General features: G+C 67.7%; 22 protein-coding genes. 12 read left to right on the forward strand and 10 right to left on the reverse strand.

Features of this window, described 5'->3' with window-relative positions; genetic code table 11:
• Window positions 1-19 precede the first annotated feature (19 nt).
• Entirely contained in the window at window positions 20-787 is a 768-nt protein-coding gene (locus B0E52_RS15020) for an FHA domain-containing protein (protein WP_077485138.1), read from the reverse strand.
• A gap of 135 nt (window positions 788-922) precedes the next feature.
• Between B0E52_RS15020 and B0E52_RS15025 the strand changes: the two genes are divergently transcribed.
• Both B0E52_RS15025 and infA read left to right on the forward strand, forming a co-directional pair.
• Complete coding sequence (locus B0E52_RS15025; RefSeq protein ID WP_077485140.1) at window positions 923-1,198, forward strand: polyhydroxyalkanoic acid system family protein; 276 nt, start codon at window positions 923-925, stop codon at window positions 1,196-1,198.
• An 82-nt stretch (window positions 1,199-1,280) separates the two neighbouring features.
• Window positions 1,281-1,499, forward strand: coding sequence for a translation initiation factor IF-1 (gene infA, locus B0E52_RS15030; protein ID WP_077485337.1), 219 nt, complete (start codon window positions 1,281-1,283; stop codon window positions 1,497-1,499).
• A gap of 75 nt (window positions 1,500-1,574) precedes the next feature.
• On the opposite strand, the gene clpA is transcribed toward infA, so the two are convergent.
• Window positions 1,575-3,848 (reverse strand): ATP-dependent Clp protease ATP-binding subunit ClpA, encoded by a 2,274-nt coding sequence (clpA, locus tag B0E52_RS15035; protein WP_077485142.1) that lies wholly within the window; start codon window positions 3,846-3,848, stop codon window positions 1,575-1,577.
• 64 nt (window positions 3,849-3,912) lie between these two features.
• Window positions 3,913-4,239, reverse strand: coding sequence for an ATP-dependent Clp protease adapter ClpS (gene clpS, locus B0E52_RS15040; protein WP_077485143.1), 327 nt, complete (start codon window positions 4,237-4,239; stop codon window positions 3,913-3,915).
• A gap of 115 nt (window positions 4,240-4,354) precedes the next feature.
• On the opposite strand from clpS, the gene B0E52_RS15045 reads away from it, so the two are divergent.
• The 3 genes from B0E52_RS15045 to hflD are packed head-to-tail and all read left to right on the forward strand — an operon-like array spanning window position 4,355 to window position 6,593.
• Window positions 4,355-4,840 (forward strand): NUDIX hydrolase, encoded by a 486-nt coding sequence (locus tag B0E52_RS15045; protein ID WP_077485145.1) that lies wholly within the window; start codon window positions 4,355-4,357, stop codon window positions 4,838-4,840.
• On the forward strand, window positions 4,837-5,949 hold the full coding sequence (gene mnmA / locus B0E52_RS15050) for a tRNA 2-thiouridine(34) synthase MnmA (RefSeq protein WP_077485146.1): 1,113 nt from the start codon (window positions 4,837-4,839) through the stop codon (window positions 5,947-5,949). Before B0E52_RS15045 ends, mnmA begins: the two co-directional genes overlap by 4 nt.
• Window positions 5,950-5,969: 20 nt before the next feature.
• The gene (gene hflD / locus B0E52_RS15055; RefSeq protein ID WP_077485148.1) at window positions 5,970-6,593 is read left to right on the forward strand and encodes a high frequency lysogenization protein HflD; all 624 of its coding nucleotides are present in this window, start codon (window positions 5,970-5,972) and stop codon (window positions 6,591-6,593) included.
• A gap of 64 nt (window positions 6,594-6,657) precedes the next feature.
• Here hflD and B0E52_RS15060 read toward each other — a convergent pair whose 3' ends face one another.
• From B0E52_RS15060 to B0E52_RS15070, 3 genes are read right to left on the reverse strand one after another with little or no spacing between them, the layout of a single operon-like run.
• Complete coding sequence (locus B0E52_RS15060; protein ID WP_077485149.1) at window positions 6,658-7,053, reverse strand: type II toxin-antitoxin system VapC family toxin; 396 nt, start codon at window positions 7,051-7,053, stop codon at window positions 6,658-6,660.
• On the reverse strand, window positions 7,050-7,298 hold the full coding sequence (locus B0E52_RS15065; RefSeq protein WP_077485151.1) for an AbrB/MazE/SpoVT family DNA-binding domain-containing protein: 249 nt from the start codon (window positions 7,296-7,298) through the stop codon (window positions 7,050-7,052). The genes B0E52_RS15060 and B0E52_RS15065 overlap by 4 nt, the downstream gene beginning before the upstream one ends.
• Window positions 7,299-7,336: 38 nt before the next feature.
• On the reverse strand, window positions 7,337-8,242 hold the full coding sequence (locus B0E52_RS15070) for a LysR family transcriptional regulator (protein WP_077485153.1): 906 nt from the start codon (window positions 8,240-8,242) through the stop codon (window positions 7,337-7,339).
• A gap of 204 nt (window positions 8,243-8,446) precedes the next feature.
• On the opposite strand from B0E52_RS15070, the gene acnA reads away from it, so the two are divergent.
• Together acnA and B0E52_RS15080 are read left to right on the forward strand one after the other, a co-directional pair.
• A complete protein-coding gene (acnA, locus tag B0E52_RS15075) occupies window positions 8,447-11,197 on the forward strand; it encodes an aconitate hydratase AcnA (RefSeq protein WP_077485154.1) in 2,751 nt (916 codons plus the stop codon).
• A gap of 167 nt (window positions 11,198-11,364) precedes the next feature.
• A complete protein-coding gene (locus B0E52_RS15080) occupies window positions 11,365-13,056 on the forward strand; it encodes a long-chain-fatty-acid--CoA ligase (RefSeq protein ID WP_077485339.1) in 1,692 nt (563 codons plus the stop codon).
• 60 nt (window positions 13,057-13,116) lie between these two features.
• Here the strand turns inward: B0E52_RS15080 and B0E52_RS15085 are convergent, their stop codons facing one another.
• The gene (locus B0E52_RS15085; RefSeq protein ID WP_077485156.1) at window positions 13,117-13,479 is read right to left on the reverse strand and encodes a PilZ domain-containing protein; all 363 of its coding nucleotides are present in this window, start codon (window positions 13,477-13,479) and stop codon (window positions 13,117-13,119) included.
• A gap of 720 nt (window positions 13,480-14,199) precedes the next feature.
• Between B0E52_RS15085 and B0E52_RS15090 the strand changes: the two genes are divergently transcribed.
• From B0E52_RS15090 to arsC, 4 genes are read left to right on the forward strand one after another with little or no spacing between them, the layout of a single operon-like run.
• A complete protein-coding gene (locus B0E52_RS15090) occupies window positions 14,200-15,159 on the forward strand; it encodes a ScpA family protein (protein ID WP_077485157.1) in 960 nt (319 codons plus the stop codon).
• Between the two features lie 17 nt (window positions 15,160-15,176).
• Window positions 15,177-16,022 carry an SMC-Scp complex subunit ScpB gene (scpB, locus tag B0E52_RS15095; protein WP_139351712.1) on the forward strand — a complete coding sequence of 282 codons (846 nt, stop codon included), beginning with the start codon at window positions 15,177-15,179 and terminating at the stop codon, window positions 16,020-16,022.
• 12 nt (window positions 16,023-16,034) lie between these two features.
• On the forward strand, window positions 16,035-17,465 hold the full coding sequence (locus B0E52_RS15100) for a pseudouridine synthase (RefSeq protein ID WP_077485159.1): 1,431 nt from the start codon (window positions 16,035-16,037) through the stop codon (window positions 17,463-17,465).
• Window positions 17,466-17,472: 7 nt separating this feature from the next.
• Window positions 17,473-17,811: an arsenate reductase (glutaredoxin) gene (gene arsC, locus B0E52_RS15105; protein ID WP_077485161.1), complete on the forward strand. Its 339-nt coding sequence runs from the start codon at window positions 17,473-17,475 to the stop codon at window positions 17,809-17,811.
• 13 nt (window positions 17,812-17,824) lie between these two features.
• On the opposite strand, the gene B0E52_RS15110 is transcribed toward arsC, so the two are convergent.
• Entirely contained in the window at window positions 17,825-18,409 is a 585-nt protein-coding gene (locus B0E52_RS15110; RefSeq protein ID WP_077485162.1) for a hypothetical protein, read from the reverse strand.
• Window positions 18,410-18,562: 153 nt separating this feature from the next.
• On the opposite strand from B0E52_RS15110, the gene B0E52_RS15115 reads away from it, so the two are divergent.
• The gene (locus B0E52_RS15115; protein WP_077485164.1) at window positions 18,563-21,082 is read left to right on the forward strand and encodes a winged helix-turn-helix domain-containing protein; all 2,520 of its coding nucleotides are present in this window, start codon (window positions 18,563-18,565) and stop codon (window positions 21,080-21,082) included.
• On the opposite strand, the gene B0E52_RS15120 is transcribed toward B0E52_RS15115, so the two are convergent.
• Both B0E52_RS15120 and B0E52_RS15125 read right to left on the reverse strand, forming a co-directional pair.
• A complete protein-coding gene (locus B0E52_RS15120; RefSeq protein ID WP_077485166.1) occupies window positions 21,043-22,407 on the reverse strand; it encodes an FAD-binding oxidoreductase in 1,365 nt (454 codons plus the stop codon). The two genes, B0E52_RS15115 and B0E52_RS15120, sit on opposite strands and share 40 nt — an antisense overlap.
• Before the next feature lie 121 nt (window positions 22,408-22,528).
• The gene (locus tag B0E52_RS15125; protein ID WP_174575580.1) at window positions 22,529-23,326 is read right to left on the reverse strand and encodes an amidohydrolase; all 798 of its coding nucleotides are present in this window, start codon (window positions 23,324-23,326) and stop codon (window positions 22,529-22,531) included.
• Between the last annotated feature and the right edge of the window lies 1 nt (window position 23,327).

Here is a 23,327-nt window from a genome sequence, read left to right on the forward strand (position 1 = left end):
GCATGGAATCGTCAATGGCTCAAAACCGGATCCACAGCACCAGCGCGATGCCCAGTGCCAGCACCGCGGCAGTGACGATCAGCCACCACATCTCGCCGCGGGGGCCGGCAGCATCCTCGGGCAGGATCGACGTCGGCGGTTCCGACGGCACGATCGCGGGTTCCGCTTCCATGCCCGGTGCATCCAGCACGAAGCGGTGCGGCCCCAGGCTCAGCTGGTCGCCGGGCTGCAGCGCCACGCGCTGCACCGGCACGCCGTTCAGCCGCAGCGGATAAGTCATCGACGCCTGCGCCGTTTCCAGCATCAGGCAATCGTCCTGCCAACCCAGTTTCAGGCTGGCTACCTCGCCCTGCGGCAGTTCCAGCGGGTAGCGGCCGTATGGCCCCAGTTCCAGGCCATCGCCAATCGGCAACACGCGCCCGGAGAGGGCACCGGCCAGCGCACGCAAGGCGGCGGTGCAGCGCGCCTGCACCGGGGCTGGTGCCGCCTCGCGCTGCTCCGGCGAAACGGCGGCGCGCAGCAGCATGCGGCAATCGCCCACGCTCAGCATGTCGCCGGGGCGCAGCAGGGCGCGTTCGCGCACCGGCCGCGCGTTCACGTACACGCGGGTGGCCGAGGGCAACACCTGCAGCACCCAGCCACGGTTGTCCTGCTCGATGCGCAGGTGCCTTGGCGCGGCCTGCGTCGTCGACAGCACCAGGTCGTTGTCCGCCGCACTGCCTATCCGCAATTGTGGTTCGGCCCACAGGAAATCTTCGCGGGCGGAATGGAAAAACTCGATGCGCATTGCCGTACCAATCCATTGACCACGGCACTCTATCATGCGATTCCTGAGCACCCGTTCACGCTTTTGCACCGATTCACGCCACGTCGAATCGCAGCGCGCGAAGGCTTATCATGCCCGCCCCCGACGGAGCTCCGCATGCCCAGCATCGACATCCACCGCCCCCATCGCCTGCCGCTGCCGGAAGCCCGCGCCGTGGTCGAGAAAGTGGCTGCGCGCATGCACGAGAAGTTCGATCTCGAAGGCCGCTGGCAGGGCGACACCTTGCACTTCTCCCGTCCCGGCGTGAAGGGCCAGATCGCCGTGGAAAGCGATGCGATACGAGTGCGCGCCGAGCTGGGCCTGCTGCTGTCCCCGCTCAAGGGCATGATCGAGCAGGAGATCCGGCGCAAGCTGGACGAGCATTTCGCCTGACGGCCTGATTTTGATCGAGCGCCCGACCGTGGCATACTTGCCGGCTTACGCGGTCATCACGGCCGCGCGCGATCCGGACCACATGGCCAAAGACGACGTCATCGAAATGGAAGGCACGGTCCTGGAGACCCTGCCCAATACCATGTTCCGCGTGCAGCTGGAGAACGGGCACGTGGTCATCGCCCACATCTCCGGGCGCATGCGCAAGCATTACATCCGCATCCTCACAGGCGACAAGGTCAAGATCGAGATGACCCCGTACGACCTGAGCAAGGGGCGGATCACCTATCGCATGAAATAAGGCGGCAACCGCATCGGCATGAAAAGGCCGCGCATCGCGCGGCCTTTTGTGTTACCTGATGTTGCCGGCCAGCGGTCACTCCACCACGGCCGGCAGCTTCTCGGCAGCCTCGCAGCCCACCACCAGCTCGCCGTCCTTCACGCCCAGCCTCACCTTGCCGCCTTCGGCCAGCTTGCCGAACAGCAACTCGTCGGCCAGCGCGCGCTTCACCTTTTCCTGGATCACCCGCGCCATCGGGCGGGCGCCCATCTGCGCGTCGAAGCCGTGCTCGGCCAGCCAGCGGCGCGCCTCGGCATCCACGTCCAGGCTGACGCGCTTCTCGGTCAGCTGGGCCTCCAGCTCGATCAGGAACTTGTCCACCACGCGCAGGATGTGCTCGAAGTCCAGCGCATTGAACTGGATGATCGCATCCAGTCGGTTGCGGAACTCCGGCGTGAAGCTGCGGCGGATCACCTCCAGCGCGTCGGTGTGGTGGCTCTGCGCCACGAAGCCGATGCTGCGCCGCGCCGCCTGCGATGCGCCGGCGTTGGTGGTCATCACCACGATCACGTTCTTGAAGTTCGCCTCACGCCCGTTGGTGTCGGTGAGCACGCCGCGGTCCATCACCTGCAACAGGATGTTGTAGACATCCGGGTGCGCCTTTTCGATCTCGTCCAGCAGCAGCACCGCGTGCGGATGCTTGGTCACCGCTTCGGTGAGCAGTCCGCCCTGGTCGAAACCCACGTAGCCCGGGGGCGCGCCGACCAGGCGGGAGACCGAGTGCGCCTCCATGTATTCGGACATGTCGAAGCGGATCATCTCGATGCCAAGCTGCAGCCCGAGCTGGCGGGTCACCTCGGTCTTGCCCACGCCGGTGGGGCCGGCCAGCAGGAAGCAGCCGATCGGCTTGGCCGGGTCGGCCAGGCCGGAGCGCGCCATCTTGATCGAGGCGGCCAGCGCCTCGATCGCGGTGTCCTGGCCGAACACCACCATCTTCAGGTTGCGCTCCAGGTTCTTCAGCACGTCGCGGTCGGACGCGGAAACCTGCTTGGCGGGGATGCGCGCCATCTTGGCCACGATGTATTCCACCTCGGGCACGTCCACCTTGCCGCTGCGCTGGTCTTCGGGCAGCAGGCGCTGGCGCGCGCCGGCCTCGTCGATCACGTCGATCGCCTTGTCCGGCAGCAAGCGGTCGGGGATGTGCTTCACCGACAGGTCCACCGCCGCCTTCAGCGACTCGTTGGTGTAGATGACGTTGTGGTGCTCCTCGAAGCGCGAACGCAGGCCCTTGAGGATCTCGATGCTGTCGGCCACCGAAGGCTCGACGACGTCGATCTTCTGGAAGCGCCGCGCCAGCGCGCGGTCCTTCTCGAACACGCCGCGGTATTCCTGGAACGTGGTCGAACCGATGCAGCGCAGCTCGCCGGAAGCCAGCAGCGGCTTGATCAGGTTGCTGGCATCCATGGTGCCGCCCGAGGCGGAACCGGCGCCGATGATGGTGTGGATCTCGTCGATGAACAGGATCGAGCCCGGCTGCTTCTTCAGCTGGGCGATCACGCCCTTCAGGCGCTTCTCGAAGTCGCCGCGGTACTTGGTGCCGGCCACCAGCGCGCCCAGGTCCAACGCCCAGATCGTGGCGTTCTCCAGCACCGCGGGCACTTCGCCGTCCACGATGCGCTTGGCCAGGCCCTCGGCCAGCGCAGTCTTGCCCACGCCGGCGTCACCCACGTAGAGCGGGTTGTTCTTGCGGCGGCGGCACAGCACCTGGACGGTGCGCTCGATCTCGTCGCCGCGGCCGATCAGCGGATCGATCTTGCCTTCCAGCGCCAGCTCGTTGAGGTTGCTGGCGTATTCGGAGAGCGGATTGCCCTTGGCCTCGCCGCCTTCCTCGCTCTCGCGCTCGCCGCCGCCCGGCGTGCCGGTGGAGGTCTCGTCGCCCACCTTGGCGATGCCGTGCGAGATGTAGTTGACCACGTCCAGCCGGGTGATCTCCTGCTGGTGCAGGAAGTACACGGCGTGGGAGTCCTTCTCGCCGAAGATCGCCACCAGCACGTTGGCGCCGGTGACCTCCTTCCGCCCGGAGGACTGCACGTGGTAGACCGCGCGCTGCAGCACGCGCTGGAAGCCCAGCGTGGGCTGGGTGTCGCGCTCGTCGCCGTGCGGCAGTACCGGCACGGTCTCGGCGATGACCTTTTCCAGCTCGTGGGTGAGCCGCGGCAGGTCCACGCCGCAGGCGCGCAGCGCGCCCAGGGCGGACTGGTTGCCGGTGAGGGCGAGCAGCAGGTGCTCCACGGTCATGAACTCGTGGCGCTGCTCGCGGGCCTGCTTGTAGCACTGGCCGATGGTGACTTCGAGATCCTTGCTGAACATCCGGACCGTCTCCGTTGCAATGGCATGGGCGGCCTTCGCCGCGATGGCTACATAGTGGGGGTGTTCAGAGCTTTTCCATAGTGCACAACAGAGGATGCTGATGCGAGCGTGAATACTCGTTGACCTGGGTGACCTTGGTCTCGGCCACCTCGCGGGTGAACACGCCGCACACGCCCTTGCCGCGGGTATGCACGTGCAGCATCACTTGCACCGCACGCTCCTGGTCCAAGCCAAAGAAACCGCGCAGCACCTCGACCACGAAGTCCATCGGCGTAAAGTCGTCGTTGAGCAGCACTACCTGGAACAGCGGCGGCTTTGCGACCTCGGGCTTCGCGGTCTGCACCGCCAGGCCGTGGCCGCTTTCGTGTTCGTTTTCGTGTTCGTGGGCCATGGATGACGGGTGTTCCTTCGACGGTTGCGATTATACGCTGCGCCGCCTGCACGCTTCGCGGCGACCGCAACGACAGGTAGTGGCACAATGACGCCTTTTCCAGTCCCCGCCCGTCATGCCGCCTGCCGCCACCACCGACGCCATCTGGCGCCCGCACGTCACCGTGGCCTGCGTGGTGAGCGACGGTGCGCGCTACCTGATGGTCGAGGAGGACGTAGCCGGCCGCCTCGCCTACAACCAGCCAGCCGGACACCTCGAAGACCGCGAGCGTCTGGTCGACGCGGCGGTGCGCGAGACGCTGGAGGAAACCGGCTGGACGGTACAGCCCACCCACCTGATCGGCGTGCACCAGTGGCGCAGCACCGAGCACGGCGAGGGCGTGATCCGTTTCAGCTTCGCGGCGCAGCCGCTCAGCCATGACCCGTCGCGATCGCTGGATACCGGCATCCGCCGCGCCCTTTGGCTGAGCCGCGCCGAGATCGCCGCGCTGGGCGAGCGCCTGCGCAGCCCGCTGGTGCTGAAGAGCATCGATGCCTGGCTGGCCGGCGCCCGCTTCCCGCTGGATGCGCTGCACTGGCTGCCGGAACCCGCCACGCTATGAAGGTGATGCTGGGCATTTCCGGCGGCGTCGACTCCTCGGTCGCGGCGCTGCTGCTGCAACAGGCCGGCCATGCGGTCGAAGGCCTGTTCATGCAGAACTGGGAAGAGGACGAGCGCAACGGCCCCTGCACCGCCGACGCCGACCGCAAGGACGCCGTGGCCGTGTGCGGCCGGCTGGGCATCCCGTTCCACGCGCGCAACTTCGCCACCGAATACTGGGACGGCGTGTTCGAGCATTTCCTCGCCGAATACCGCGCCGGCCGCACGCCGAACCCCGACGTGCTGTGCAACCGCGAGATCAAGTTCAAGACCTTCCTCGACGAGGCGCGCGCGCTGGGCGCGGAGAAGATCGCCACCGGCCACTATGCCCGCGTGGACCTGCGCGACGGCGAGTACCGCCTGCTGCGTGCCGTGGATGCGGTCAAGGACCAGAGCTATTTCCTGCATGCGCTGGGCCAGGCCCAATTGGCCGCCACGCTGTTCCCGGTGGGCGAGATCGAGAAATCGCGGGTGCGCGAGCTGGCCCGCGCGGCCGCCCTGCCTACCCATGCAAAGAAGGATTCCACCGGCATCTGCTTCATCGGCGAGCGCGACTTCCGCGGCTTCCTGGCGCAGTACATCCCGGCCCGCCCCGGCGAGATGCGCACGCCCGACGGCGCGCTGGTCGGCGACCACCAGGGCGCGATGTACTACACGCTGGGCCAGCGCAACGGCCTGGGCATCGGCGGCCGCCAGGGTGCCAGCGGCGAGCCGTGGTACGTGGTGGGCAAGGACGTGGCGACCAACCGGCTCTATGTGGCCCAGGGCAACGCGAACCACTGGCTGGACTCGCACATGCTGCGCAGCGAGCCGCCGACCTGGGTGGCCGGCCACGCGCCAGCCGCGCATTTCCGGTGCACCGCCAAGACCCGCTACCGTCAGGCCGACCAGGCCTGCGAGGTGCGGGTGCTGGACGCCGGCCTTGAAGTACGCTTCGACACCCCGCAACGTGCCGTGACGCCCGGCCAATCGGTGGTGTTCTACGACGGCGAGACCTGCCTGGGCGGCGCGGTGATCGCCGCCACCGACGCGCCGTACGGCGGCCTGTCCCCCATCCATGACGAGAACTGACGGTGCTTGACGCTTTTGCGATGAACGAGGAACGCGTGCTGGCCCTGGCCGGGCTTTACCAGGCCAGCGCGCTGGTGCAGCAGTTGGCCAACCAGGGCCGCTGCGACGAGACCGCGATGGACGCGAGCATCGCCAGCGTGTTCCGCATCGACGCGCCTTCGGTGGTCGGTGTGTACGGCAACATCGCCAGCGTGCGGCTGGGTCTGCGCAACCTGGTGTCGCAGCTCGACGAGAGCAGCGAGGACATGGCGGTGACCCGCATGGCAATGACCGTGATGCGGCTGGAGCGCAGCCTCTCCGGCCGCCCGGAACTACTCGACCAACTGCAGCAGGGCATCCGCGCCACCCAGCGCCAGGTGGAGCATTTCGGCCAGGGCTCGAACCAGGTGACCGCGCGGCTGGCCGAGCTGTACGCCTCCACCCTGTCCACCCTGCGCCCGCGGGTGATGGTCAACGGCAACCCGCAGCACCTGCAGCAGCCGGCCATCGTCGAGAAGGTGCGCAGCAACCTGCTCGCGGCAGTGCGCTCGGCGGTGCTGTGGCGCCAGCTCGGCGGCCGCCAGTGGCAGCTGCTGCTGTTTCGCAAGCAGTGCAGCATGCTGGCGCGCGGACTGCTCACCGGGGCCACGCTGGACGGGCGCTGAGGAAGATTCGACACGCAGTCCGGGCGTCAGTCATGCCCGCGCAGTCGGCCATCCGTCTCGTGGATCATGCAAGCAAAGTCATGCCTGACCGCTTCACCGCACCACGATCAAAAGTGTAGACGGCAACGCAACCGGCCTCGGCAGCCAGTTCGGTCACCAGAACATCAGAAAAATCGCCCTTGCCGTCACGAAATCGCCGCAATGCGCGCCAGACAACTTCGGCACGCTCGACCCGGATCGACTCCGAGCGCAACAAGGTTTCGACCACGGTGGCGATACGCGCAGCATCGGCCTCGTAGCAGGACTCCAGCACCCAGGCCGACTCGACCAGCACCACGTGTGAAACAAATCCGGGCTCGGCAGACGTCAGCGACTCCACCAGGCGCGCGGCGGCGGCGGCTTGCTTCGCGTCATCCTGAGTGAGGTAGCGCACCAGCACATTGGTGTCGAGCCCGATCATTTCGCCAATGTCTTGGCAGACCGCTGACGGACGGCAGCATTCATCGCATCGACGCTGACCGCGCGCGCCGACTTGGGGACGAGGCCTTTCAAAGCAGTCACCGGCAAGGTGGCAGCGATGACTTCATACCGCCCGGGCGCGATCTCCAGAAACTCGATGCGATCACCCGTATCCACTCCCAAACCGGAGCGCACCACGGCAGGGATGGTGACTTGGCCCTTGGATGTCAAAGTGGCAGTGGACATGATCTTCTCCTCCTGCTTCCTTACCTAAAGGTAAGGCGTCAGCTCACCAACTTCAACCCCGGCAACTGCTTCGCCAGCGCACGCAACAGTTTGCCGAAGGCAGCAAGGTCAGCGCCCCACGGCGTGGCCTCACGCCAGTACAGCGCGATCTCGCGCCCTGGCGCCTGGCCCTTGATCTTCGCCAGCACGATGTCGGGCTTGGAGGCCAATCGCTCGTGCGCCAGCGCAGGCACCAGGGCGTGGCCGCCGCGCAGGCTGACCAGCGCGGCGAGGCTTTCCAGGCTCACGTCCTGCACGTGGCCGTCGCCGCCGGCGTGGCTCTCGGCCATCAGGATCGCGTCGGTCGCCTCGAGTTGCTCCAGCGCCACGCTGCGCCGGCCGGCCAGCGGGTGATCGGCGCGCAGCATCGCTTCCCACGGCTCGAAGAACAGCGGTTGCATCGCGATGCCGCTGGCCAAGGGGGCGAGCGGCGCCAGCACGGCGTCGAGTTCGGCCTCGTGCAGACGGCGCAGCAGGCCGCGTGGCTTGCCCTCGGAGATGCCCAGCCGCACGCCGGGGAAATGCTGCGGGAACGGCGCAATCAGGTGCGGCAGCAGGTACGGGCCCAGCGAGGCCGGCACGCCGAGCCGCAGCTCGCCGCCGAACGCCACCGCGCCGGCGCGGGCGGCTTGCTGCAGCAATTCGGCCGCGGCGAGCACGGCGTCGATGCGTTCCAGCAGGCGCTGGCCACCCGCGGTGGGCACCACCTTGCGACCGCCGCGCTCGAACAACGGCGCGCCCAGCGCCTGCTCCACCTTCTGGACCTGGTGCGACAACCCGGACGGGCTGATGTGCATGGCCCGCGCCGCGCTGTTGAAACTGCCGTGGCGATGCACCGCCTGCACCAGCGCGAGGTCGCGCAGCGAAACCGCCGCCAGCGCCGTCGAAATCATCGAATGCTGCATGTCATCAAATGCGTTTGTGCCGGATCGTTCCGGCGCCCATGCTATATGGCATCCGGCCCGCCCGCCTCCCCGACGTGCAATAGCGCAGGCCGATCCGCAGCGATCACACGGCGTTTGCGCGATAATTGCGATCTTTGCCGGTCGAGCGTGGCCGTTGCCTCTCTTCACCCATCCCAGCAGCAGGATTTCGCCAGGAGCCTTCCCATGAAAGATTCATTCCAGGTACGCGACACCTTCGAGGCCAACGGCAGGAAGTACAGCTTCGCCAGCCTTGCCAAGCTGGGCCAGCGCTTCGACATCAAGCGCCTGCCCTACTCGATGAAGATCCTGCTGGAGAACCTGCTGCGCCACGAGGACGGCGTCAACGTCACCGCGAAGGAGATCGAGGCGGTGGCGAAGTGGGACGCGAAGAAAGAGCCCGACACCGAGATCGCCTTCATGCCCGCGCGCGTGGTGTTGCAGGACTTCACCGGCGTACCCTGCGTGGTCGACCTGGCCGCGATGCGCGACGCCGTGGTGAAGCTGGGCGGTGATGCGAACCAGATCAATCCGCTGGCGCCGGCCGAACTGGTGATCGACCACTCGGTGCAGGTGGACGTCTACGGTTCGGAATCGGCGCTGGAGCAGAACGTCGAGATCGAGTTCCACCGCAACCAGGAGCGCTATTCGTTCCTGCGCTGGGGCCAGAAGGCGTTCAACAACTTCAAGGTGGTGCCACCGCGCACCGGCATCGTGCACCAGGTGAACCTGGAGCATCTGGCTCGCGTGGTGTTCACCGCCGAGGTCGACGGCGAGAGCTGGACCTACCCGGATACCGTGTTCGGCACCGACTCGCATACCACCATGATCAACGGTCTCGGCGTGCTGGGCTGGGGTGTGGGCGGCATCGAGGCCGAGGCGGCGATGCTGGGCCAGCCCTCCTCCATGCTGATTCCGCAGGTGGTCGGCTTCAAGCTGACCGGCAAGCTCGGCGAAGGCGTCACCGCCACCGACCTGGTGCTCACCGTCACCCAGATGCTGCGCAAGCTCGGCGTGGTGGGCAAGTTCGTCGAGTTCTTCGGCACCGGCCTGAAGCACCTGCCGCTGGCCGATCGCGCCACCATCGCCAACATGGCGCCGGAATACGGTGCCACCTGCGGCATCTTCCCGATCGACCAGGAAGCGTTGAACTACATGCAGCTGTCCGGCCGTACCGCCGAGCACATCAAGCTGGTCGAGGCGTACGCCAAGGCACAAGGCATGTGGCATGACGAGAACTCGATCGAGCCGGCATTCACCAGCACGCTGGAACTGGACCTGGCCGACGTGCGTCCGTCGCTGGCCGGCCCGAAGCGCCCGCAGGACCGTGTGCTGCTGGAAGCCGTGCAGAAGAGCTTCCATGACGTGATCGGCTCACTTACGGCCAATCGCAAGACGAAAAGCAGCGCTGCCGACGACTTCGCCAGCGAAGGCGGTGCCACCGCTATCGGCAATGCCGCCAACGCGATCACCAACGGCGGCGTGCGCGTCGAAAAGGATGGCCAGAGCTTCAAGGTCGGTGACGGCTCGGTGGTGATCGCCGCAATCACCTCATGCACCAACACCTCCAACCCGGCCGTGATGCTGGCTGCCGGCCTGGTCGCGAAGAAGGCCGCCGCGCGTGGCCTGAAGGCGCAGCCGTGGGTGAAGACCTCGATCGGACCGGGCTCGCTGGTGGTTTCCGACTACCTCGAAAAGACCGGCCTGCTGAAGGAACTGGAGAAGGTCGGCTTCTACATCGTCGGCTACGGTTGCACCACCTGCATCGGCAACTCCGGCCCGCTGCCGGTCGAGATCAGCCAGGCCATCGGCGAAGGTGACCTCGCGGTCGCGTCGGTGCTGTCTGGCAACCGCAACTTCGAGGGCCGCGTGCATCCGGAAGTGAAGATGAACTACCTGGCTTCGCCGCCGCTGGTGGTGGCCTACGCGCTGGCCGGCACGCTGGACATCGATCTGACCAAGGACGCGATCGGCACCGGCAGCGACGGCCAGCCGGTGTACCTCAAGGACATCTGGCCGAGCAACAAGGAAATCTCCGACACCATCGCCGGCGCGATCAACCCGGCCATGTTCGAGAAGAACTACGCCGACGTGTTCAAGGGCGACAGCCGCTGGAACCGGATCGCCTCGCCGGACGGCGCGTTGTTCAAGTGGGACGACTCCACCTATATCAAGAACCCGCCGTACTTCGACGGCATGAGCAAGGAAGCCGGCACGATCGAGGACATCCATGGCGCCAGCGTGCTGGGCCTGTTCGGCGACTCGATCACCACCGACCACATCTCGCCGGCCGGGTCGATCAAGAAGGACAGCCCGGCGGGCCGTTTCCTGATCGAGAAGGGTGTGCAGCCGAAGGACTTCAACTCCTACGGTTCGCGTCGCGGCAACGACGACGTGATGGTGCGCGGCACCTTCGCCAACATCCGCATCCGGAACCAGATGCTGGACGGCGTCGAAGGCGGCTACACCAGGCACGTGCCCTCGGGCGAGCAGATGGCGATCTACGACGCGGCGATGAAGTACAAGGCCGAGAAGACCCCGCTGATCGTGCTGGCCGGCAAGGAATACGGCACCGGCTCCAGCCGCGATTGGGCCGCCAAGGGCACCTTGCTGCTGGGCGTGAAGGCGGTGATCGCCGAGAGCTTCGAGCGCATCCACCGCTCCAACCTGGTCGGCATGGGCGTGCTGCCGCTGCAGTTCAAGGACGGCGAGAGCGCGAAGTCGCTGGGCCTCGACGGCTACGAGAGCTTCGAGATCACCGGCCTGGCCGGCGGCGAATCGAAGGAAGCGAAGGTGCTCGCCACCGGCAAGGACGGCAAGCAGAAGGAGTTCACAGTGAAGGTGCTGCTGCTCACCCCGAAGGAGCGCGACTTCTTCCGCCACGGCGGCATCCTGCAGTACGTGCTGCGCCAGCTGGCCGGCAAGAAAGCCGCCTGACGCAAGCCCGCGCAACACGCGGGGAACCCAAGCCGCCCCGATCCTTCGGGGCGGTTTTTTTTCGGCCTCGCCGCGCCTTGCCGCATACGCGCGCGCATGCTCCAATGCCTGCGGGGGCGTCGCCATCCTTCGCCTTGGCGGCCACGATTCAGGAGTCGAACAAGCACATGAGCAACGAGCGTCCGTGGCTGGACCACTATCCGCAAGGCGTGCCCGCCGAGATCGACCTGAATGCCTACGCCTCGGTGGTGGCCGTGCTGGAAGAATCCTTCCAGCGTTTCCGTGACCACGCCGCGTTCGCCAATTTCGGCAAGGCGCTCAGCTACGGCCAGATCGACGCGCTCAGCCGCCAGTTCGCGGGCTACCTCACCGGCGTGCTCAAGCTCGGCAAGGGCGATCGCATCGCGATCATGCTGCCGAACGTGCTGCAGTACCCGATCGCCCTGTACGGCGCGCTGCGCGCCGGCCTGGTGGTGGTCAACACCAACCCGATGTACACCGCGCGCGAGCTGAAGCACCAGCTGGAAGACTCCGGCGCCCAGGCCATCGTGGTGCTGGACAACTTCGCCGCCACGCTGCAGCAGGTGGTGGCCGAGACCGACGTGAAGCACATCGTCACCACCGGCATCGGCGACCTGCTCGGTTTCCCCAAGGGCGCGCTGGTCAACTTCGTGCTCAAGCACGTCAAGAAGATGGTGCCGGCCTACCAGCTGCCGCGGGCGGTGCGCTTCAGGGATGCACTGGCGCAAGGCGCCGCGCATCCGTTGACGCCGGTGGAGCTCGGCCACGGCGACATCGCCTTCCTGCAGTACACCGGCGGCACCACCGGCGTGGCCAAGGGCGCCATGCTGACCCACGCCAACATGATCGCCAACATGCTGCAGGTCGGCGCCTGGATCGGCGAGGCACTGCGGCCGGGCAGCGAAGTCGCCATCGGCGCGCTGCCGCTGTACCACATCTTCTCGCTGACCGCCTGCGGCATGGTGTTCCCGCGGTTGGGTGCGCACACGGTGCTGATCACCAACCCGCGCGACATGCCCGGCTTCGTCAAGGAACTGAAGAAGCTTCCCTTCTCGATCCTGCCCGGGGTCAACACCTTGTTCAACGGCCTGCTCAACACGCCCGGCTTCGCCGAACTGGATTTCTCGCACCTGAAGATCTCGCTGGGCGGCGGCATGGCCGTGCAACGCGCCGTCGCCGAGCGCTGGAAGAAAGTCACCGGCCGCCCCTTGTCGGAAGCCTACGGCCTCACCGAAACCTCGCCAGGTGTCTGCATCAACCCCACCGACCTCATGGACTACAACGGCTCGATCGGCCTGCCACTGCCCAGCACGGAGGTGGCGATCTGGTCGGAAGAAAACCAGCCGCTGCCGATCGGCGAAGTGGGCGAGCTGATGGTGAAGGGCCCGCAGGTGATGCGAGGCTACTGGAACCGCCCCGACGAGACCGCCAAGGTGCTGGGCGCCGACGGCTGGTTGCACACCGGCGACATCGCGAAGATGGATGCCGACGGCTACGTGTATATCGTCGACCGCAAGAAGGACATGATCCTGGTGTCCGGCTTCAACGTGTACCCGAACGAGGTCGAGGACGCGGTGATGCAGCACCCCGGCGTGGCCGAGGTGGCCGCGGTGGGCGTGCCGGACGAGCATTCCGGCGAAGTGGTGAAGCTGTTCGTGGTGCGCAAGGACCCGAGCCTCACCGAGGATGCGCTCAAGCAGTTCTGCCGCGACAATCTCACCGGCTACAAGCGACCCAAGTTCATCGAGTTCCGCGACACGCTGCCCAAAAGCAACGTGGGCAAGATCCTGCGGCGCGAGCTGCGCGACGAAAAGAAAACCGCGATTGGCGCCCACTGAAACGGCGAAGGCCCCGCCGGTGGCGAGGCCTTCGATTCATCCGGCTCCGTGGATGCGCGCTCAGTTCTTCCAGGATTCCAGGATGTCGGCGTAACCGCCCAGCAGGTTCCACAGCGGCACCTGCTTGTCCTCCGGGATGCACACGTAGGAAAAGCCGATGTGGTGGTCGGCGACGCGCGCCACCTGCGCTTCGAGATGGATGTGCAGGTCGCTGCCGAAGATCATGTCCAACAGCCAAGTCTGGCCCACCTCGCCGCCCCAGCCCAGCGGACGGCGCAACAGCGCACCGGTCGCGGAAATGTCCACCAGCTCGGTGGGATGCGATTCGACGCCGCGACTCATCAGCACGGTCGTCTCGATCTGCATGCGCGCCGGACGCAGGCGTTCGGATTCGCCACTCAGCTTGTTGTCGTCCTTCGCCATGCTGCGCTCCTTGTGTGTTGCTTCCCCACCGCCGTGGCGGCCCCCGCGGCCCAACTTCGCATTGTGTCCGCGATCACACCCAAGCAAGCCGTGTGCCAGCTCCCGTATGGCCGCGCACTGCGCCCTTTCGCACGCGTTTTCGTCCGCGATGACTGACGCCTGCTCGCCGTGTCGGACCCACAGGGTCACCTTGCGGCTTGCCGGATCGCATCGCGTCTCCGCGTGCAACCCCGGCATTGTACCCGCCGACCGGCCGCCCGTTTCGCGTGCGCGCGCCATGCATGCGCTGGACTTGTCGTCGGCCAGTCGCTACTCTGTAACCCACGCGTGGCGCCACGATCAGAAGCCGACCAGTCGATCGGCCGCAGCGAAGGCGCCCACCCGATGCCCCAGGCAGATCGTCCAACTTGTCGGTGACGTTGCTCTCGTCACCGCATCGCCTTGTTCCCGCCAGACGCGATCCGCGTTCCACGCCGGCACTTGGCTGCAATGCCCGCACGCCTGATCGAACCGCGACACGCGGCTTCGTCACGCCGGCAGCGACAAGAGGGAGCCGGACATTGTCCACAAGGCATCGTGCGAAACCGCTTTACCGAAGTGCCGCCTCGGCGCCACGATCCATGCACGGGTTTGGCCCGGATCGTCCTGCGAGGCAACCGTTTCGCCCATGATGAATCCAGACGCATTGCCGGCCGCGGGGCGGCCCAACGACACGCATCGATGAGCACCGAGCCAGTCGGGCCGCAGAGCCCGGTCGTATCGCAGGACAGCCACGCGGCGCCTCCGCAGCAGCAGGAAATGCCGCTGGCGGTCGTGCGCGGCGAGCCGGTGCTGCAGATGCCGCAGGACCTGTACATCCCGCCGGACGCGCTGGAAGTGTTCCTGGAGGCGTTCGAGGGTCCGCTGGACCTGCTGCTCTACCTGATCCGCCGGCAGAACCTGGACATCCTGGACATTCCGATTGCCGAGATCACCCGGCAGTACATGGAATACATCGACATGATGCGGGAGACGATGCGGCTGGAACTGGCCGCCGAGTACCTGCTGATGGCCGCGATCCTGGGCGAGATCAAGTCGCGCCTGCTGCTGCCCAGGCCACCCGCCGAGGAAGGCGTCGAGGAAGATCCCCGCGCCGAACTGGTGCGTCGCCTGCAGGAGTACGAACGCTTCAAGAAGGCCGCCGAAGACATCGAGGCGCTGCCCCGCATGGAGCGCGACACCGCGCCGGCGCAAGCCGACACCGGCGAGCGCAACGTGATCAAGCTGCCGCCGCCGCTGGACCTCAAGGAAATGCTGCTGGCGCTGAAGGACGTGCTGCACCGCGCCGAGCTGTTCGGCCATCACGCGATCAAACGCGAGGCGCTCAGCGTGCGCCAACGCATGGGCGAGCTGCTGGGCAAGCTGGAAGGCCATGCCTTCCACCGCTTCGAGACGCTGTTCGACGTCAGGGAAGGCCGGCTCGGCGTGGTGGTCACCTTCCTGGCCATGCTGGAGCTGGCCAAGGAAATGTTGATCGAGATCGTGCAGGAAGCCCCGCTGGCGCCGATCTACCTGAAGGCGCGGGTGGAACACGGCGAGGAACCGCTCGCCGACGCGGCGGAAGGCGACGGAGCGGACGATCCCGCCATACAGGAATCGGCGTTCGAGACCACGGACGCCAGCAACAGCGGCACTCACTGAATCGGCACCGAAGGCCCATGCAGATCGAGCAACTCAAACCCATCGTCGAAGCGGCCCTGCTCGCCGCCAGCCAGCCGATGACCATCTCCCAGCTCGGCGACCTGTTCGCCGAAACCGACGAGGTCGGCCACGAGCAGATCGCCCGCGCGCTGGAAGCGCTCGCCGCCGACTGCGAGGGCCGCGGCGTGGAGCTCAAGGAGATCGCCTCCGGCTTCCGATACCAGGTGCGCCAGGACGTGCATCCGTGGATCTCGCGGATGTGGACCGAGAAACCCAGCCGCTACTCGCGCGCCCTGCTGGAGACACTGGCGCTGATCGCCTACCGCCAGCCGATCACCCGCCCGGAGATCGAGCAGATCCGCGGCGTGGTGGTGTCCAGCAACATCGTCAAGACGCTGGAGGAGCGCGAGTGGATCCGCGTGGTCGGCTACCGCGACGTGCCCGGCAAGCCCGCGCTGTTCGGCACCACCCGCGCCTTCCTCGACTACTTCAACCTGAAGTCGCTGGACCAGTTGCCGCCGCTGTCTGAGATCCGCGACATGGAAGACCCGCAGATGGGCTTCGACCAGACGCCGCTGCCTGCCCGCGTGATCAAGGACCTGCCGATCGATCCGGACGAGGAGATCGGCGAGGAAGTCCCGGCCGAGGATGCCGCGGCGGAAGTCGCCGAAGCCGCTCCGGCAACGAATACGCATGAAGTGCCGCAGCACGAAGCCGACGCTGCCGCAGCGGACACCGAGGCAGCCGCATCTGCCGCCGACGCCGACGAGGCGAGCACGCACAACGAACCCGAACCCGCCACTGCCGACGAGGCAGCGGCCCCCGCGGATGTCGAAGACGACACAGCCGCACAGAATTCCTGAGGAGCAACGCGCATGACTGCGCCGAAAAAATCCACCCTTTCCCTCAAGCGCGCGCCGGCCAGCGACGCCGCGCCGCTGGAGGAGCGCCTGCACAAGGTGCTCGCCAACGCCGGCCTCGGCTCGCGCCGCATGCTGGAACAGCGCATCCAGGCCGGTGAGATCGAACTCAACGGCAGCCCGGCCACCATCGGCACCAGCGTGCACGCGGGCGACCGCGTGGTGATCGACGGCAAGCAGTTCGTGATCGCCACCGACAACCGCGGCGACGCCGAGGTGCTGATCTACCACAAGCCCGAGGGCGTGCTGACCACCCGCGACGATCCCGAAGGTCGCCCCACCGTGTTCGAGCAGCTGCCGCGCCTGAAGGGCGCGCGCTGGGTCGCCGTGGGTCGCCTCGACATCAACACCACCGGCCTGCTGCTGCTCACCACCGACGGCGAGCTGGCCAACGCGCTGATGCATCCGCGCAGCGGCATCGAGCGCGAATACCTCTGCCGCGTGCACGGCGAAGTGCCCGACGAGGTGATCGAGAAGCTCAAGGCCGGCGTGGAACTGGAAGACGGCCCCGCCCGCTTCGACGAGATCGCCGTGATCAGCCGCGGCGGCAGCCACAGCTGGTTCCGCGTGGTGATCCGTGAGGGCCGCAACCGCGAAGTGCGCCGGCTGTGGGATTCGCAGGGCTTCCTGGTCAGCCGCCTCAAGCGCATCCGCTACGGCAGCATCGAGCTGCCACGCACCCTGCGCCGCGACGACTGCGCCACGCTGGACGAGGAAGCCGTGAAGCAGTTGCGCCAGACCGCCGGCCTTGGCGCGCCGCAGCCCGTGCTCACCCTGAGCCCGGTGCTGCACCAGCGCCGCGCCAACCGCAACGTCACCGAGTACCGCCCCGAAAGCGGCGCCACCGGCGGCTGGAGCAGCGCCCATCACGACGAAGCGCGCGAGCTGCGCGCCTACGACCGCATCCGCGAAGAGCCGCCGCGCGGCCGCCAGAAGCAGCGCGCGCCCGGCCGCGAAGTGAACGGCAACGTGGCGCGGCCCGAGCGCGGCCCGGGCGCCGGCCTCCGCAAGAAGAACAAGCGCGGCGTGGCGCCGGGCCAGGAACTGCCCTCGGTGCGCACGTGGTTCGCCGGCGACAGCCGCGACGGCGCCCCTCGCGCGGGTGGTGCGCCGGGCCAGCGTCGTGGTGGCAAGCCGGGCGGCGCCCGCACCGGCACCAGCCACGCCGGCTTCGCGCCTGCCAGCCCCTACGGCGGTTTCGGGGGCGGCCACGGCGGCGGTCATGCCCATGGCAACGAAGCCCGCCCCGGCGGCAACCGCCCGGGCGGCCGCGGTCGCCCGCAGGGTCAGGGCAACAATCGTCCAGCGCACGGCGGCGGTCGTCCCGGCGGCAATCGTCCGCACGGCCGCGGCGGCAGCGGCGGCGGTCGTTCCGGCAATCGCTGATCGCCGGATGATCCGCATCTACCACAACAACCGCTGCAGCAAGTCGCGCGCCACGTTGGCGCTGCTGGAAGGCCGCGACGTCGAGGTGGTGAACTACCTCGACACGCCGCCCGACGCCGCCGAGCTGGGGCGCCTGCTCGAACTGCTTGGCCTGTCTGCACGACAACTGCTGCGCACGGGCGAGGATGCCTACCGGCAACTTGGCCTCGCCGATCCTTCGATGGGCGACGAGGCCCTGGTTGCCGCCATGGCCGCTCATCCAATCCTGATCGAGCGCCCCATCGTGGTCGCCAACGGCAAGGCCGTGATCGGCCGACCGCCGGAAGCGGTGCTGGCAATACTCTGATCGCCCACGCCACTCAGTTGTCGGCGGTCACGCGCGTGGCCGCCACCGTGCCGGAGGCGACGCCAAGTACGTTCTTGCCGCTGGAATCGTATTGGGTCAGCTTGAACGTGCCGGCGTAGCTGTTGCCGTCGCGGCTCAGCGTGACGTATTCGCGGATGTTGGCGGGCCCGACGAAGACCTTGCCGGTCGCATCCCAGCTCAATGCCCAATGGTTGAGCCGGTAAGTCTGGGCCCCTGTCCGGGTCCACACGCCCATGCAGAAGCTTTGCGTCATCGGCGCGCGACCAGAGTTCATGATCTCGGTGCCGTCGGCGTGCCAGGTGGTAAAACCCTGGTCGGCCACGCTGCCGCCGGCCGTGAAGGTAAAGCGATACATGCCGGTGATCGGCTCCTGCGCACGCCAGGGGTTGCTCATGCCGGGCACGGTCTGGTGCCAGTCGCTGGCGGGCGCCAGTGCGCTCGCGGCCATGGCGTTGGACAGGCCAGCCGGCAGTGGGCCGTCTGCACCACCGAGGCTGCAAGCAGCCGCGTTGTGGCAGAACAGCATCGACAGTCCAAGCGCGCTCAGCGCGGCAACGGTGTGCAGACGGGTAATCATGGCGTTTCCTCCCAGTGGTCGATTCGGCGCACCCTCGGTGCGCCCGGGTATAAACTGCGCCGCGACAGGTGCGGGGTCATGATGGTTCGGTGAGGAAAACGCGAGACTTTGCCGCCGTGCGGCGGCGGAGCCGATCGAGCGGAGCTCTGCAACATGGGGAACGACAGCATCGCCGCACATGCGGATGCGCCCCGCCGGTTCGCGTTTGCGAACGTGGTGATCGATGCGACTGCGCACTGCCTGACGCGCGACGGCCGTGAAATTCCGATTGAACCCAAGGCCTTCGCCGTGCTGCTGGAATTCCTCGCCCATCCCGGCGAGTTGCGCAGCCGCGACGACCTGCTCGATGCCGTCTGGGGGCATACCTGCGTCACGCCGGGCACGCTCAACCGCATCGTGGCGCAACTCCGCAAGGCGCTGGGCGACGACATCGACCACCCGCACTGCATCCAGACCGTGCACGGACTGGGCTATCGCTTTATCGCCGCCCTAGATCAACCGCCCGCGGCGAAAGCGCCCACCCTGCGTTTCGCGCCGCCCGCGCACGCGCGCCTGCCGCAACGCGCGGAACCGCTGATCGGCCGCGAGCGCGACATCGCGCAACTCGGGCAACTGCTGCGCGAGAACCGGCTGGTCACCGTGGCTGGCGCCGGCGGCATCGGCAAGACCCAGCTTGCGCTGGAAGTGGCGCGCCGCGCCGCCGTGGAGTTTCCCGATGGCGCGTGGCTGTTCGATTGCAGCGCCACGAACGATGCCGCCACACTGACGCGCGGATTGGCCGACCTGTTCGACATACGCGCCACCGCCCATGCCGACGAGTTGCTCGCGCGCCTGTGCGAACTGCTGCAATCGCGCCGAACCCTGTTGCTGTTCGACAACGGCGAACGCGTGGCGGGGCCATTGGGCAGCGTGGTCGAGACCCTGTTGGCGGCCTGCGGCGAACTGCACGTGCTGGTGACCAGCCAGCATCGCCTGAACTCCGTGGGCGAAGCGCTGCTCTGGCTGCCACCGCTGGACGTGCCGGCCGTGGGCGAATGGAGTTCGGACGAAGCGGTCGCGCAGCTCGCGCAGGTGCCGGCCGTGGCGCTGCTGCTGGCACGCTCGCGCGCATTCGCCTCGGTTTTTGCGCTCACGTGCGCCAACGCATCCGCCGTCGCCGGCATCTGCCGGCAACTGGATGGCCTGCCACTGTCGCTGGAAATCGCTGCCGCGCGGCTACGCCTGCTCAGCCCGGAGCAACTGCTGGCGCGCATGGACAAGCACCTGCTCGCCTTGGCCGAGGCCAATCCGAGGCGGCCCGACCGCCACCAGACCCTGCACGCACTGATCGCATGGAGCTACAGCCTGCTGTCGGAACGCGAGCAGGCCCTGTTGGGCGCGCTTGGCGTGTTCGCCGGCCCCTGCACGCTGGGTGGCGCCAACGCGGTCGGCGCAGTCTTCGGCCTCAACGACGACGAAGTACTGGACGTGCTGGGCGGCCTGATCGACAAATCCCTGCTCAGCGTGGATGTCTCCACCAACCCGCCCAGCTATCGCCTGCTCGACAGCGTGCGCCTGTTCGCCCTGCAACGGCTGGCCGAAAGCGGCGACGAAACACGCGTCCGTGACGCGCACCTGGATCATTTCGTCTGGTTCACCGAATGCGTCGATGCTGAAATCCAGGGCGAGCACCAGCAGTGGTGGGCGGATCGCGTGAAGCGCGAATGGGCCAACCTGCATGCCGCGTTCGACCACGCGCTGGCACGGCCGCCATTGGCCGAACGTGCGCTTGCGCTGGCCGGCAACCTTGGCTGGTATTTCCGCATGGGCACCGACTATGCCGAGGCCGCGCGCTGGCTGGAGCGGGCACTGGATCAATCCGCGTCGCCAACCCGGCATCGCGCCATGGCCTTGATCGCGCTGGGCATCGTGCTGCACCACTCCTCGGTACGCCAGCGATCCAGCGCATGCCTGCGCGAAGGCATCTTGCAGGCCGGGCAACTGGGCGATACGCGGCTGGTCGGCGTCGGCCAGGCGATGCTGGCCGGCGAACGGGCCATGTGCGGGGATTTCGACGACGCCGAAGCCTGCGTCGCGGCGTCGTTGGCCCTAGCGCAGACGCTGGACGACGACTGGCTGTGCTCGGTGGCCATGCTGAGCCGCGGCATCGCCCTCGGCATCCGCGGGCAACATCGCGAAGCAGAGGCCTGCCTCGGCGAGGCGTTCGCACTGGTGCCTTCGCCCGGCAGCGCCGTGTTCCAGCGGGCCTACACGCTGATCAACCTCGCACTCCAGCGCTTCTATCTGGGCGATGTCGAGGGCGCCGCGCGCGACTGGCGGCACGATCTCGACCTGTTCATCGGCATCCAGCACTGGCGCGGCGCAGCAGGCTGCGTGGAGGGTGCGGCCTATGTCGCCGGAGAACGCGGCGATGCGGCGCGGGCGGCGCGCTTCCTTGCCGCCGCGGCCAAGATACGCCGGCTGACCAATGCACCGCTGTTTCCGCATTGGGAAAAGGCCCAGCGCATCGCCGAGCGCAAGGCGCGCGATGCACTGGGCAGCGGTTTCGACGCGGCCTGGCATGAAGGCGCCGCCGCACGCTTCGAACGGATCGTGGACGAAGCGCGCGCGTCGCTGGAAGCGGCTGCCCCCGCCTATCCGCGCAGCGGCGCCAGCAAGCCATCCGGGTCATAGCGCGCGCGCAGCGCCGCGAGTCGCGCACGGGTGTGCGCATCGTGCGCATGCGCCCCGAGATCTGCCGCCTCGCCGGCGAAGTTCGGCTGCACGCCGTCACATGCATGCGGCGCGAATGCGGTGCGCAAACCGCGTGTCCAGTCGCGCACGGCGGCATAGCGCTGCACCGCGCCGGTGTGACCGATCACGTTGACGAAGAACGCCGCACCGCGATGCGCGAAGGCCGTGGCGTCGACCGCGACGCGGGCCGGCCGGCCGCCCAGATGGTGCACGTGCACCTCGCAGAGCGGATCGGGTGGCGTCACGGCCAGTGGCACCAGCGCATCGAGCAACGCGTCGTCGAACGTGTCGAACTGCGAGGTCGTCCAGTAATAGTGATCGCCCGCTGGTGCCGACGGGTTGAACGTCTGCTGCCACGCGGCGTATGGCATCACACCGTCGTGCCTCCCCAACGGCTGGCCAATGCCGGCCAGCGGCGCCACTTCACGCGCCCCCCGTTCCGGCTCGCCGCTCCAGCACCACGCCAGCGCGATGACGCGTTGTCCATGCACCGCAGCCGGCAGGAAGGGTAGCGGCGGCGCCGTGGTGAACACCAACATCGCGGTGAGCTCGTCCGGCGCCGTCGGCGTGAACGCGCGGAAGGCGCGCAGCAGTTCCACTGCGGCGGACACCGGGTGGAACACCACGCCGGCATGCACCTCCCCCACTGCATGCAAGCGGTAATCGAAGCGCGTCACCACGCCGAAACCGCCTGCGCCACCACGCAACGCCCAGAACAGGTCAGCATGTTGCTGTGCGTTGGCGATCACGCGCCTGCCGTCCGCCAGCACCACTTCCGCCTCGATCAGGTTGTCGATGGCCAAGCCGCAACGCCGCATCAGCCAGCCCACGCCACCGCCCAGGGTGTAGCCGCCTACGCCGGTGGTAGATACGAAGCCGCCTGTGGTGGCCAGGCCGTGCGGCTGCGTCGCCGCGTCGACGTCCTGCCACAGCGCGCCGCCACCGGCGCGGACGATGCGCTCCTGCGCGTTCACCTCGACATGGTTCATGGCCCCCAGGTCCAGCATCAGCGCCTCCTCGCGCACCGCCAGTCCGGCCACGTTGTGGCCACCGCCGCGCACCGTCATCGGTATGCCCGCGCCGGCCGCGAAACCAACCGCTACGCGGACATCGTCGGCATCCGCGCATTGCGCGATGGCCAGCGGACGGCGGTCGATCGCGCCATTCCACACACGCCTGCGCAGCTCGTAATCCGCATTGCCGGGTCGCAACACCCGGCCCCGCATGGCCCCGGTCAGCTCCTGCCAGGCGATTTCGCTGGACATGACCCTTTCCCCTTCGCGTTGATGACGCGGCTCATCGCCGGCTGCCCAGCATCATGCACCGGTCGCCCGCCGCAAGCATGATGGATTTGTTGGGGTTTGGAGGCCAGGCAGTCAGCGCGGGTCAGGGGTTCAAGGTGAACGCATCGGCATCCATCCACGCCGGAAAACGTTCGCGATGGGCAAGCAGCGGCGCCGGGTCGAGGGCAACGGTGGCGACCTGCTCCAACGCGCCGCACTCCACCAGCGGCTCGCCCACCGGGTCGATCACCGCGCTGTCGCCGGCATAAGGCAGCTCGTTGCCGTCCACGCCCACGCGGTTCACGCCGATCACGCAGGCGAGGTTCTCGATCGCACGGGCGCGCAGCAAGGTGCGCCAGGGCTGGCGGCGCGGCGCGGGCCAGTTCGCCACGAAGATCGCAAGGTCGTAGTCCATGCCGCCCGCGGCACTGGTCAGCCGGCGGTTGCGCAGCCACACCGGGAAGCGCAGGTCGTAGCAGACCTGGGGCAGGATGCGCCAACCCTTGAGCTCCACGATCAAGCGCTCGCTGCCGCCACCGTAGCGGGTGTGCTCGCCGGCCATGCGGAACAGGTGGCGCTTGTCGTATTGCTCGAACGTGCCGTCCGGGCGCATCCACAACAGGCGGTTGTAGACGGTGTCGCCCTCGCGGATGGCGAGGCTGCCGCAGATCACCGCGCCCACGTCGGCGGCCAGCGCGCGCAGCCAGGCCACGCCCTCGCCGTCCATCGTGTCGGCGCTGGCGCGGGTATCGTTGCTGAAGCCGGAGAGGAAGGTTTCCGGCAACACGATCAGGTCGCTGCCGCGCGCGCGGCGGGCCAGCGCGCCGTAGTAGTCGCGGTTCGCCGGCGCGTCGTGCCAGCGTGTCGCGCCCTGCACCAGCGAGACGGTCAGCGGTTGCAGA

It is taken from the genome of Rhodanobacter sp. C06, assembly GCF_002001105.1.
Classification (GTDB): Bacteria; Pseudomonadota; Gammaproteobacteria; order Xanthomonadales; family Rhodanobacteraceae; genus Rhodanobacter_A.